This is a genomic window from Peptoniphilus harei, from assembly GCF_016726485.1.
GTDB lineage: Bacteria > Bacillota > Clostridia > Tissierellales > Peptoniphilaceae > Peptoniphilus_A > Peptoniphilus_A harei.
This window is the reverse complement of record NZ_CP068103.1, coordinates 436124-448700: the sequence shown is the minus strand read 5'-3', so window position 1 is coordinate 448700 and position 12577 is coordinate 436124. Positions and strand designations below refer to the sequence as shown.

12 protein-coding genes are annotated in these 12577 nt (G+C 34.1%); 10 read left to right on the top strand and 2 right to left on the bottom strand.

Features of this window, described 5'->3' with window-relative positions; translation table 11 throughout:
• The first annotated feature begins 18 nt into the window (after window positions 1-18).
• From I6I93_RS02030 to ftsH, 8 genes are all read left to right on the top strand, one after another.
• Window positions 19-936: an SAM-dependent methyltransferase gene (locus tag I6I93_RS02030; protein ID WP_112889215.1), complete on the top strand. Its 918-nt coding sequence runs from the start codon at window positions 19-21 to the stop codon at window positions 934-936.
• A 139-nt stretch (window positions 937-1075) separates the two neighbouring features.
• A complete protein-coding gene (locus tag I6I93_RS02025) occupies window positions 1076-1354 on the top strand; it encodes an HU family DNA-binding protein (protein WP_005957971.1) in 279 nt (92 codons plus the stop codon).
• Window positions 1355-2110: 756 nt separating this feature from the next.
• Window positions 2111-2353: an RNA-binding S4 domain-containing protein gene (locus I6I93_RS02020; RefSeq protein WP_112890548.1), complete on the top strand. Its 243-nt coding sequence runs from the start codon at window positions 2111-2113 to the stop codon at window positions 2351-2353.
• 39 nt (window positions 2354-2392) lie between these two features.
• A complete protein-coding gene (locus I6I93_RS02015; protein ID WP_112890547.1) occupies window positions 2393-2713 on the top strand; it encodes an FtsB family cell division protein in 321 nt (106 codons plus the stop codon).
• Between the two features lie 21 nt (window positions 2714-2734).
• The gene (locus I6I93_RS02010; protein ID WP_070702160.1) at window positions 2735-3112 is read left to right on the top strand and encodes a S1 RNA-binding domain-containing protein; all 378 of its coding nucleotides are present in this window, start codon (window positions 2735-2737) and stop codon (window positions 3110-3112) included.
• A gap of 47 nt (window positions 3113-3159) precedes the next feature.
• Complete coding sequence (tilS, locus tag I6I93_RS02005; protein WP_112890546.1) at window positions 3160-4494, top strand: tRNA lysidine(34) synthetase TilS; 1335 nt, start codon at window positions 3160-3162, stop codon at window positions 4492-4494.
• Window positions 4481-5023, top strand: a complete 543-nt coding sequence (gene hpt / locus I6I93_RS02000; RefSeq protein WP_112890545.1) for a hypoxanthine phosphoribosyltransferase — start codon at window positions 4481-4483, stop codon at window positions 5021-5023. Before tilS ends, hpt begins: the two co-directional genes overlap by 14 nt.
• Before the next feature lie 5 nt (window positions 5024-5028).
• On the top strand, window positions 5029-6990 hold the full coding sequence (gene ftsH / locus I6I93_RS01995) for an ATP-dependent zinc metalloprotease FtsH (protein WP_112890544.1): 1962 nt from the start codon (window positions 5029-5031) through the stop codon (window positions 6988-6990).
• Window positions 6991-7543: 553 nt separating this feature from the next.
• Here ftsH and I6I93_RS01990 read toward each other — a convergent pair.
• On the bottom strand, window positions 7544-9964 hold the full coding sequence (locus I6I93_RS01990) for a transglycosylase domain-containing protein (protein WP_112890543.1): 2421 nt from the start codon (window positions 9962-9964) through the stop codon (window positions 7544-7546).
• A 121-nt stretch (window positions 9965-10085) separates the two neighbouring features.
• Window positions 10086-10622, bottom strand: coding sequence for a biotin transporter BioY (locus I6I93_RS01985; protein WP_070702150.1), 537 nt, complete (start codon window positions 10620-10622; stop codon window positions 10086-10088).
• Between the two features lie 163 nt (window positions 10623-10785).
• Here I6I93_RS01985 and I6I93_RS01980 point away from each other — a divergent pair, with 163 nt between their 5' ends.
• Together I6I93_RS01980 and dusB are read left to right on the top strand one after the other, a co-directional pair.
• Window positions 10786-11577 (top strand): type III pantothenate kinase, encoded by a 792-nt coding sequence (locus I6I93_RS01980; RefSeq protein ID WP_112890542.1) that lies wholly within the window; start codon window positions 10786-10788, stop codon window positions 11575-11577.
• 10 nt (window positions 11578-11587) lie between these two features.
• The gene (gene dusB / locus I6I93_RS01975; protein ID WP_112890541.1) at window positions 11588-12514 is read left to right on the top strand and encodes a tRNA dihydrouridine synthase DusB; all 927 of its coding nucleotides are present in this window, start codon (window positions 11588-11590) and stop codon (window positions 12512-12514) included.
• Window positions 12515-12577 lie beyond the last annotated feature (63 nt).

The window sequence follows — 12577 nt, the reverse complement described above, 5'->3', positions numbered from 1 at the left end:
TGTAAGAAGGTGATTAGAATGATAAATGTTGTTGGACTTGGGTCCACTTCTTCAAGAGACCTTACCCTTAAAGCAGTAAAAATTATGAAAAATGGAAATAAAAATTTTTTGAGGACTGACAGGCATGAAGCCCTTTCTTTTTTTGAAGAAAATAAAATAGAATATGAGTCATTTGACTACTTGTACAATGAGATGGAAAGCTTTGATGAAGTTTACAATAAAATTGTAGAAGTTTTATTAGAAGAAGCTAAGGATAAGGAGATAAATTATTTTGTTCCAGGAACTCCCTTAGTTGCAGAAAAAACTGTTAGGCTCCTAATAGATAAAAAGGCTGATATAAATATTGTAAATGGAATTTCTTTTATTGAACCAGTTCTTGCTGGAGTGGGAAGAGACGCCGTTGATGGACTCTTATTTTTAGACTCAGATGCAAAGAAGTTTGACTTCGACACAAGACGTGATACCCTAATAACACAAGTCTATAACAAGAGAATTGCATCAGACCTTTCCCTCCTTCTTCAAGAAGTTTACAAGGAAGATGACATGGCTTATGTAATAACAAACGCTGGACTTGACGATGAGATTGTAAGGAAGGTTGAAATTTATAAACTTCCAAGGATTGATGACTACAACCACCAATCTTGCATTTACATTCCAAGGACAAGTGGCAAAAATCTTCCCCTAATTATGGATAGGCTTGAAGATATTCTGGAAAGAGAAGATATTTATCTAGATGACGATAGTTTTGAAAAGATAAAAAAACTTTTAATTGAAAAGTCTGAGGACTTATCCATGGACTATGAAAATGAGACAGACATCCTAATTTTATCTATATTATTACTTTTATTAAAAGACAAGGAAGGTCTAGTGGATTTCCGTGAAATTTATGATGAAATATACAAAAAATTGGATAAAATAGCGATTTTTTTAAAATAAATGTAGAAAATAAACTTAACTTAGGTTATAATTGTAACAGTCTTAGGAAAAGAGCCCTTTTAGATCTTGGAATATTAAAGGTTGAGAGGGTCTTAAACTAGGAAAAAGATTAAAGAAAATTCTTCAAGGAGGATATAAAATGAACAAATCAGAATTAGTAGCAAGCATTGCTGAAAAATCAGGTCTTACTAAAAAAGACGCTGAACAAGCTTTAAACGGATTTATCTCTTCAGTTCAAGAAGCTCTTGCTGACGGAGAAAAAGTTCAATTAGTTGGATTTGGAACTTTCGAAGTTAGACAAAGAAAAGCTAGAGAAGGAAGAAACCCTAGAAATCCAGAAGAAGTTATTAAGATTCCTGCATCTAAAGCACCAGTTTTCAGATCAGGTAAAGCTCTTAAAGAAGCTGTTAATAAGTAAGAAAAAGAAGGACTTATGTTTCTTTAAACTAGTTGATAAAGTAGCATAAGAACAATTTTTAGTACAGAATAGTGTAAGAAGGTTTTAATTCCTATCTTGCACTATTTTTGTATAATGAAAAATTATAAAGATGATAGCTTTTTAGGACTTAAGTATATGTAATTAAAAGTTAATTTATTTTTTATTATATATTAGGTTACCAGGCTTGAGAAAAATATTTGCTCAATGATTTAAAATTAAGGATGATCAAATCAACTCTATAATAAAGGGATATTATAAGTCTAAAATATTTGATCTTCAAGTAAAGTTTATAACTACAGTAGACTGGAGTGGAAGAGGGTAAATTTTATGTTTAGATATTTTTTAACAGATAAGTATACAATTTTATACTTTACACTACAAATCTTGTACCTTATAACTATGTATAAAAGTTTCAAAGAAGGCTATAAAAAGACAGCGATAGCATTTATGGTTATCTTAATAATATTTAATTATATTTACTTATCAATACATTACGCAGTTAAGTGGTAAAATTAAAAGGATTTAGTAAAGATTAAACACTTGTATAAAACTAGATTTTCAAAAGTAAGGTAAAAGAAAGTTTTTTTTGAGCTTTACAATAGCCAATGCTGGAAAAGAGAAATTATTAATATATGGTTTAGAGAGATATCTTAGACCATATTTTTTTATGCCCAAATTTTGCCTTAGTATTGATATTTTCTTCTGTATTTGATATATTCTTACTTGGAGAGGATTATGAGATTAGATAAATTTTTAAAAAATTCAAGACTTATAAAAAGAAGAACTGTAGCTAAAGAAGCCTGCGAAAAGGGCCTTGTTGAAATCAACGACAAGGTTGCTAAGCCATCAGACTCTGTTAACATTGACGACATTATTTCATTACAACTTGGTGAAAGAAAGATTAGGGTCAAGGTTAAGGACATTTCTGATGTAAATTCTAAGAAGGATGCAGAAACTCTTTACGACAGGATAGATTAGATCGAGATTAATCCAATTGGAAATTAAGAGGGGTTACTTATGAAGTTAAAAAGAAGAAGATTTCCCTTGGCTCTTGCCCTTATTATCCTAGGGTCTGTGATTCTTGGATCAATAAAAATTGGCAAGTCGATTTCTCTTAGGAATCAAAAACTTGAGATTATCTCTGCCAACAATCAGGAAATTTCTAATTTAAAACTTGAAATAGATAATTTAAATTCTGAACTGGAAAATTCTTCCTCAACTGATTTTATTGAAAAAGTTGCGAGAGAAGATTTAGGTATGGTTAAACCAAGAGAAGTTATCTATGTTGATAAGAACAAGGATAAAGATAAGATTAATAATTCTGAAAAGGATATTTAAAATAAAATTTAGGAGGAAGTTATGGATTTATCGCCAGGCGATATTGTTGAAGGTGTAGTAACTAAGGTTGCCAAGTTTGGAGCCTTTGTTGATTTAGAAGATGGCAAAAGTGGTCTAGTACATATTTCTGAAATTGCAGATACTTTTGTAAAGGACATCAATAATCACATTGCTGAAGGTGACGAAGTTAAGGTTAAGGTCTTAAGCATTGATGAGAAGGGAAAGATTGCCCTATCTATAAAGGATGCAGTTGAAAAAAAGGAAGAACCTAAGGATGAAAAAGTCGATCAAAAGTTTGAAGACCTTTTGAGCAAATTCCTTAAGGAAAGCAATACTAAGCTTGACGAAGCCAGAGCAAGATACAATCAAAAGACGAAGAAGAAAAATTCTAGAAATTAGTAGTGGTGACTATCTTTTGATAGTTTGCCACTTTTTTTATTTTAATTATGGATAAGATATTTTATGAAAATTTAAAAAAATTAAATATTATAAAAAAGTCTGACAAGCTAAGTCTTGGCGTATCTGGAGGGGCAGACTCCATGTATCTTCTTTATAATCTAATGGATTTAAAGGATGACTGGGACCTTGATATTATTGTCTGCCACCTAAACCATGGGATAAGGGAGACTGCCAAAAGAGATGAGGACTTTGTAAAAAAAACTTGCCAAGATTTTGGACTTAAGTGTATTACTAAGACTGTGAACATGGATGAATTTGCAAGGAAAGAAAAAATTTCATCAGAAGAGGCTGGCAGGATTTTAAGGTATGAATTCTTTAGAGAAAACTCCAGAGGAAGAAAAATTTTAACAGCCCACAATGCCAATGATAGGGCAGAGACGGTCCTTTTTAATATTATGAGGGGGACAGGTCTAAAGGGTCTTGCTGGAATTTCTGAGGTCAATGAAGATGTCTTTAGGCCTCTTATAAATATTAGGAGGGAAGAAATAGAAGATTACCTCCACAAGAATAAGCTAGCTTATTTTGATGATGAGACAAACTTTGAAGAAATTTATACGAGAAATAAAATTAGGCTGGGACTTATTCCTGAACTTAAAAAATTTAATCCAGACATAATAAATTCTTTACTTAGACTTTCTGAGAATGCAGAAGAAGCTAGTGAATTTGTAGATGAGATCGTAAAGGAAAACTACGACAAGTGCCTGGGGCATAAGTTTTTAATTTCTTCTGAAATTATAAAGCTTAAAAAATTTATAGGTCAAGAGATAATAAAAAGATACCTAGAAGAGAATTTTTATAAAGAAAATATTTTAAACAGATCTAACATTCTTGCCATTTATGACTTGTGTCTTGGCCAGTCTGGAAGGCAGGTTGATCTTGGGAAGAATATTTATGCAAGAAGGTCCTACGACAAAGTCTATATTGAAAGACTTGAAGAGAAAAAAGAAAAAGCAAGTAAGGACTTAAAGCTTGGAATAAATTCAACAGATTTTGGAGAAATTTTTATAAGAAAAGATGGAGAAGAAAGTCATGCCAATTCCTTTATAAAAGTAATGGACTATGATAAAATAAGGGGTAGTCTTCACATAAGGAAGAGGGCCCCAGGAGATAGGTTTAAAGCTCTGGGGATGAAGAATAATAAAAAGCTAAAAGACTATTTTATTGATAGAAAAGTTGACAGACTTTTAAGAGATGAGATAGGCCTTGTGTGTGATGATGAAAAAATTATCTATGTGGTTGGGATGGATATCTCAGAAGATGTTAAAATTGATAAAAATACAAAGAACAAGCTCGTTTTGGAGGTTAAAAATGTCAGAAATTAAAGAGGTTCTTTATTCTGAAGAAGAAATCAAGGAAAAAGTTAAAGAACTTGGCGAGAGAATAAGAGAGGACTACAAGGACAAAAATTTATTACTTCTTGGAATCCTAAAGGGTTGCGTTCCCTTTATGGCAGATATTATGAGAAGTATTGATCTAGACCTTGAGTACGACTTTATGGATGTTTCCAGCTATCAAGGAACAAGGTCCATGGGTGAGGTTAGGATTCTAAAGGATATTTCAACTAATATTGTTGATAAGGATATTCTAATTGTTGAAGATATAATCGACACAGGTGTAACACTTTCTTATTTGACTAAACTTTTAAGATCAAGAGGAGCAAAGTCCGTTGAAATCGTGACTATGCTTTCTAAACCATCTAGGAGAAAGGTTGAGCTACCTGTTAAATATAATGGATATGAAATTGATGACCACTTTGTAATTGGTTATGGAATGGACTATAACGAGAGATTCAGAGGTCTTCCTTACATTGGAATATTAGATGAATCTGTCTATTCTAATAGTGAGGAGTGATATTATTGAATAAGAAATTTGGAGGAGCAGGATTTTATATTGTCCTAATCCTTGTCTTAATATTATCAATTAGATTTTTTGGACCACCAGCAAATGTTGTGGAAGAAAAATCTTTTACTGAATTTGTAACAGAACTTGATAAGGACAATGTAAAGTCCGTTAGCTTGCAAAATGGAATTGACTCCATTGCCAGCGTAAAATTAAAAAATGACGACACTTTTAGGACTGTGATTCCACAAGAAGCTTCAGATACTTTTTATAAGGACTACCTAAAGGAAAAGGCTGATGCAGGAACTATTGATGTAGTTTCAAGTCCAACTAAGCAAACTTCTTTCTTAGTTGAGTGGATTCCAACCCTACTTATGTTTGCCTTTATAGTTTTCTTCTGGTACAGAATGATGCAACAAGCTGGTGGCGGAGGAAAGATGAATTCCTTTGGCAAGAGCAAGGCCAAACTAATTAACAAGGAAGATGGAAAGAATCTTGTTAACTTTAAGGATGTTGCAGGTCTTGAGGAAGAAAAAGAGGAATTGGCAGAAATTGTTGATTTCTTAAAAAATCCTAAGAAGTTTATCAATATGGGGGCCAGAATCCCTAAGGGAGTCCTACTAGTAGGGCCTCCAGGAACTGGTAAGACTTATCTTTCAAAGGCTGTTGCTGGCGAAGCAGGAGTTCCTTTCTTTATAATGAGTGGATCAGACTTTGTTGAAATGTTTGTCGGTGTTGGTGCATCAAGGGTAAGAGATCTTTTTGAATCTGCAAAGAAAAATGCACCTTGTATTATTTTCATTGACGAGATTGACGCAGTGGGAAGAAAAAGAGGAGCAGGTCTTGGCGGTGGTCACGACGAGAGAGAACAAACTCTTAACCAACTTCTAGTTGAGATGGATGGTTTTGGAACTAACGAAGGTGTAATCGTTATGGCTGCAACAAACAGGGCAGACATACTTGACCCAGCTATCCTAAGACCAGGAAGATTTGACAGGACAGTTTATGTTGGCAAGCCAGACGTTCGTGCAAGAAAGGCAATCCTTGGAATTCACTCCAGGGGCAAGAAGCTTGCTGATGATGTAAACCTTGAAGTAATTGCAAAGAGAACTCCAGGTTTTACTCCAGCAGACCTTGAAAACTTAATGAACGAGTCAGCCCTACTTGCTGCAAGACGTGGCGAAACTGCAATATCTATGGAAGATATTGACGAAGCATCAATAAAGGTTCAAGCAGGTCCGGCAAAGAAGTCTCGTGTTGTTTCAGAAAAGGAAAGAAAGCTAACAGCAGTTCACGAATCTGGACATGCAATTGTATCAAGACTTCTTCCTGAAGAAGATCCTGTTCACATGATTACAATTATTCCTAGAGGAATGGCTGGTGGATTTACTGCCTACCTTCCTGAAGATGAAATATCTTTTATGACTAAGAAGAAGATGGAAGCTTCCATTGTGTCCCTTCTTGGTGGAAGAGTTGCCGAGTCCCTAGTCCTTGATGACATATCAACTGGTGCATCAAATGATATTGAAAGAGCTACAAAGATTGCTCGTGCCATGGTAACCCACTATGGAATGAGTGAAAAGCTCGGTACAATAAATTACGACTCATCAGAAAATGAAGTCTTCATAGGAAGAGACCTAGGTCGTTCAAGAGACTATTCTGAAAGAACTGCAGCGGAGATTGATGATGAAGTAACAAGAATTATCAACGAAGCTTACGCTAAGTGTAAAAAACTTTTAAGTGAAAACTTAGACAAGTTACTTGCCCTTTCCGATGCTCTTTTAGAAAAGGAAACAATCTATTCTAAGGACTTCGAAAAAATTTTCAACGGCGAAAAGCTTGATGAAGAATCCATTGATCTTGAAGACACAATAAATGAAGATGACTTGTCTGAAGAGGCAAAAGAGCTTATTCATAAAAAGGATAAGAAGGAAGCAGAAGACAATGAAGATTCAGAAGAAGATAAAAATAATTTATAAATTCAAAAATAAAAAAGCTCCGAGAGGGGCTTTTTATTTTGTAATTTTTTAGAGCTATTAGAAGATTGAAAATAAATTTTGTTTATTTTTTATGAGGCTGTAAGCCATTTAAAACTTATAGATGATATCAAATTTGAATGACCTTATCAGAGAACTGACTGGAAAAAGTAAGTGAATTCTTAACTTATTTAAGTTGTCGAGGATTTAGATTGAAATTTTAAAAGCTTAAATTTCAGTGAGAGTGTAAGGATTGATTGAAGGAGCAAAATTTTATTTTTGAATTTAGTTTTAAAGCTGTAATTACTTATCAAGGATTAAACTTATTAAGTTAATTGCTATTAATGTGGATCGAATTATAGAAGAAATAAGAATTAAAAAATAGACTACTAGCGAACAAATAAAAAGAAAGAGATAATTACAATAACCTATAAAATTAAAATCAAATTTTAGCATTAAACACATAAGGACTTATAAAAAAATATAGAGACCTTTAAATTTGAAAAAAATAAAAAAAATAAGACAATAAAAAAACTGGAGCTTAACTCCAGTTTTTTTAATCCTCATTATTAGCAATTGATTTAGAAGATTTTTTCTTCTTGCTACTTGAATTGTTGTTATTGTCTGATGACTTCTTGCTCTTTTTGTTGTCATTGTTGTTGTCGTTATTCTTAGTTACTTTTTTCTTCTTTGTATAGGACTTGTAGAAGCCATACTTGTTAGTGTAGTGTGGTTTAGTTCCCTCAGCAAAGATTTCTCTTCTACCACCAGAATACTTAGTGTAAATTCCTTCGGGTTCTTCAAATTCTTTTCTGTCAAGATCTTGATGAACTGACTTCATAATTTGCTTCCATAGGTAGGCTGATTGAGTTGATCCAAAGGCAAGTTTTTGGTTCTTGTCATTACCAATCCAAACTGAGCAAGTGTAGTAAGGAGTGTAACCAACAAACCAAACGTCCTTCTTGTCATTAGTTGTACCAGTCTTGCCGGCAACTTCTTGACCAGGGAAGGATGCATTTCTACCAGTACCACGTCTTACAACGTCCTTTAACATGTCTGTCAAGATATAGGCATTTTGTGGACTAGTAACTTCCTTTTCCTTAGGGTCAACTTGGTAGATAACTTCACCAGTGTTTGATTCGATTTTTGTTATTACATAAGGGTTGGCATACTTTCCTCCATTGGAAATTGCAGTGAAGGCGCCAGCCATTTCAAAGGGACTAATACCATAGCTCATGCCGCCAAGAGTAAGTGGGGCATAGTCCATGTCATTCCATGTTGGGTTGTCGTCCTTTTCAACTATTGTGGATATTCCAATTGATTTTAAAGTTTCCACCATTTTTTTTATTGATTCTTCGTCGTTGTAGGCCTTTGAGTAAGTTGAGTTTCTGTTGATTTTTGCATCCTTGTCAGCAGAAATATCTCTTGCAACTTGGTAGGCACCAACGTTTGATGATTGACGAAGTAGGTTTCTTATAGTTGTCCAACCTTGGTAGTAGTTACCAGCATTTCTAGGTGAGTGGCCAAATAATCTTTCTGGCATCTTTTGGTCTAGATAAACATCGCCTGCAGTGGCGCCGTTATTTAGGGCTGTAAGATAAACTGAAATAGGCTTAATTGATGAACCAGGTTGTCTTGGTACAAGTGCCCTATTTAAAAGTCTACCACCACTAACATTTCTACCACCAACAAGGGCCTTAACTTCGTGAGTTTTTTGGTCGATAATGACAGAGGCCACTTGTGGTTGAATAATTCCATTCTTATCAGTAAAGCCACCATAGTAGTATCTTGGGTTAGAAACAACTTCTTCAAGAGTCCTTTGCATATTTATATCCATTGGAGTATAAATCTTAAGACCTCCGTTAAAGAGTTTGTTTGTGGCTTCTTCTTGTGAGTAGCCTGATTTTGTCAAGATTTTTATGGCATTCTTTTGAACTACGTCTGTGTAGAAGGAAGAGATGCCGCTTTCCTTACGAGAGCCAATGTTGATTTCAATTTTTTCATTTAGGGCCCTGTCGTAGTCTTCTTGATTAATTAGTCCTTGGTTAAGCATTCTCTTTAGAACAAGTCTTTGTCTTTCTTGAGAAGTTTCATTAAAGACAGCCTTAACAGGAACTATCATGTCATTTTGAATTTGAATTAAATCAAAGTTATCGATTTGACCAAGTTCATTTAAGTTCTTGGCAATTCTTATTATTTCATCAGAGTTTGGCTCTGAGTTTTCGTTCTTTGGTAGAAGAACAATTTCAATGTTGCCCAAGTCGTCTGATTCATTTATCTCTTGAGTGTTGTAGGGAGTGTACTTTTCTGGAAGGTTTGTTACACCTGCTATAAGAGCACACTCAGCAAGGTCAAGTTCTGATACGTCTTTGTTAAAGAAAGTCTTGGCTGCAGCTTGGACACCAACAGTACCCTTAGAGAAGCCTGCAGAGTTTAAGTAAGCTTCGAGAATTTGTTCCTTGGAAAGATTTTGCTCTATCTGATAAGAATAGTAGACGTCGGTTATCTTTCTAACTACACTCTTTGAGAAAGAAGTGTATAAGTTTTTGGCAAGTTGCATTGTTATAGTTGACGCACCTTGTTCAAAAGACCTAGTCTTTATATCGTGAACTATGGCACCAACTACTCTCTTGTAGTCGACTCCATTGTGTTCGAAAAACCTTTCATCTTCTATTGCCACAATGGCATTTACCAAATCCTTTGGTATGTCCTCGTAGGGAACGAACTCACTAAATTGATCAGATATAAGTGATTCAATTAGCTTTCCGTCGCTTGAATAGATCCTAGAAGTTTCAGAGAGTTGTGATCTGTATTCTGATGGTTCTATTACAGGAGCTTTTTTAAAAATACCCAAGATAATTGAAGTGACAAGTGAGCCTAAAATTATAATTGCAGCCACAACAATTAAGAGTAGTATTTTTATTATGCTTGAAAGTTTTATCATTCCGCGAGGTTTATTGTTTCTATTATCTTTCATAATAACCTCCTATTTTGTTATTATATCAGAATCTTTGGCATATAACTATAAGTATAAATGAAAAAAACCTCGCCCTTAAGCGAGATTCTTTCTTAAATTATTCTATTAATTATGAACTAAATTATTTTATTGCCTTTAAAATTCTTGGAGCAATAATTGCAGCTACTACTGCCTTGGCTAAGTCAGGAATAATAAAAGGTATCATTCCAATAGCAAAGACCTTTGAGATGTCCATAGGATTACCCATAACCACATTTAAAATGTAGTACATATAAGGAAGTCCAATTGCATAGAAAATAACTTCTGCAATAACTAGGACCACCATAGTCTTTCCAAAGTTCTTTTCACCGTGAGCAAACTTAGATATAAATGCAGCTCCTATTATAAAGGCAATTAAAAATCCAAAGCTTGGTTTTAATACAGTTTGAAAACCACCTGTGAAGCCAGCAAAAATTGGGACACCAATTAGGCCAAGTAGGACGTAGATAAAAACTGTGAGTCCTGCATAAAAAGGTGTAAGTAAAAGACCTGTCATAAATACAAAAAAGTTTTGTAGTGTAAAAGGAACTGGTCCAATGGGAATAGAAATAAAAGCTCCCACTGCTATAAGTGCTACTAAAAGTGCTATTTTTGTTATGTCTTTTGTTTGTATTTTCATTTTTAACCTCCATGGATATATTACACAATGTTTACCTAAGTGTCAATAAGGTTAACCTAATTACTTTTTATAATGGAATTTATCAATTCAAAAATAATAATTAGTTGAAAGTCAAGTTTATAAAATATATAATAAATACAATTTGTTAAACAGAGGTGTAAAAATGTTATTAGTAATAGATGTAGGGAATACTTCCATAACTTGGGGAGTTTTTAAGGGTGGAGAGCTTGTAAATGACTTTAGGACTTCAACTGTAAAGACAAGGACATCTGACGAGTATGGGCTTATCTTTATAAACACTCTTCTCCATGCCAATATAGATCCACAGGATATTGAAGATGTAATTATTTCTTCAGTTGTGCCAAACCTTATGCACACGCTTCCTTCTATGATTATAAAGTACTTTAATAAGAGTCCAATGGTTGTTAGCACAGACCTTGACCTTGGTATTAATATTAAGTACGAAAACCCAAAACAAGTTGGTGCAGATAGGATTGTCAATGCTGTTGGAGCCCTAGAACTTTATGGTGAACAATCAATTATAGTTGATATTGGAACTGCCATGACTTTTTGTGTTGTAGATAAAGAAAAGAATTATCTTGGTGGACTTATTATGCCTGGAATAGGGATTTCGGCTGAAGCTCTCTTTATGATGACTTCAAAACTACCAAAGATAGAGATAATTGCGCCAGAAAAAGTTATACAAGCTGACACTGTTGGAGCAATGCAAGCAGGACTTTATTATGGATACACAGAAATGATTGATGGTATAGTTACAAAACTTCTCAAGGAATTAAACTGGAAGGAAGAAGAAACAAATATTATTTCAACTGGTGGGTTCTCCACAATGTTAACTAAAGATTCAAAATACAATTTTATTATTAACAAGTTCTTAACTCTTGAAGGACTAAAAATTATTTATGAAAAAAACAACAAAATTGAAGGAATAGATTGAGAGTGATTTTTTGCTAAAGATTTTAGCCCCCATGGCAGGCTACACAGACATAGCCTTTAGGGAAGTGGCAAGTGAAAAGGGTGCAGACATTACTGTAACTGAAATGGTGTCGGCCATGGCACTTGTATATGAAAATAAAAAAACTATAGACCTCTTGGACATATCTCCCAAGGAGAAAAAAGTTGCAGTCCAAATTTTTGGCAGCGACCCAGATGTTATGGGCCAGGCTGCAAAAATTTTAAATGACTACGATTTTTCTTATGTGGATATAAACATGGGTTGTCCTGCACCGAAGATTGTAAAAAATAATTCGGGCTCTCATCTCTTAAGTGATCCGTCACTTGTTTACGATATTGTTAAGTCTGTTGTAAAAAATTCCAACAAGCCTGTTACTGCAAAGGTCCGTAAGGGAATAGGCGGAGTTTCATCTATGAAAGCCATAAAAAATATTGAAGCTGCAGGTGCGACCTTTGTAACAGTTCATGGCAGAACGAGAGAAGAATACTACACAGGCAAGGCTGACTGGGACTTCATAAAAGAAGTTAAGGAAAATGTAAAAATTCCTGTAATAGGAAATGGTGATGTTGCTAGTCCAGAAGATGCCATAGAAAAAATAAATTATTCAAAGGTCGATGGTCTTGCAATAGGACGAGGGGCCATAGGAAACTCTTACATCTTTGATCAAATTGAAGAATTAATAAAAACTGGTGACTACTACAAGCCAAGTGACAAGGAAAAGCTACTATTAATGATTGATGAACTTGAAAGAAAAATTGCCTACAAGGGAGAGAAACTTGGCATACTTGAGATGAGAAAGGTCTATGCAGAATACTTCAAGGGCATGAAGGGGTCCAAGGAAGTTAGGAATAAATTAAATAGCCTAAAGGATAAGGACGAAATCCTAAATACAATTAATGAATATATAGAAAAAATTTAAATTTAAAACTCTGCGACCTTGCAGGGTTTATTTTTTTGTAAAAGTTGGCGAAAGTCTTCTTAA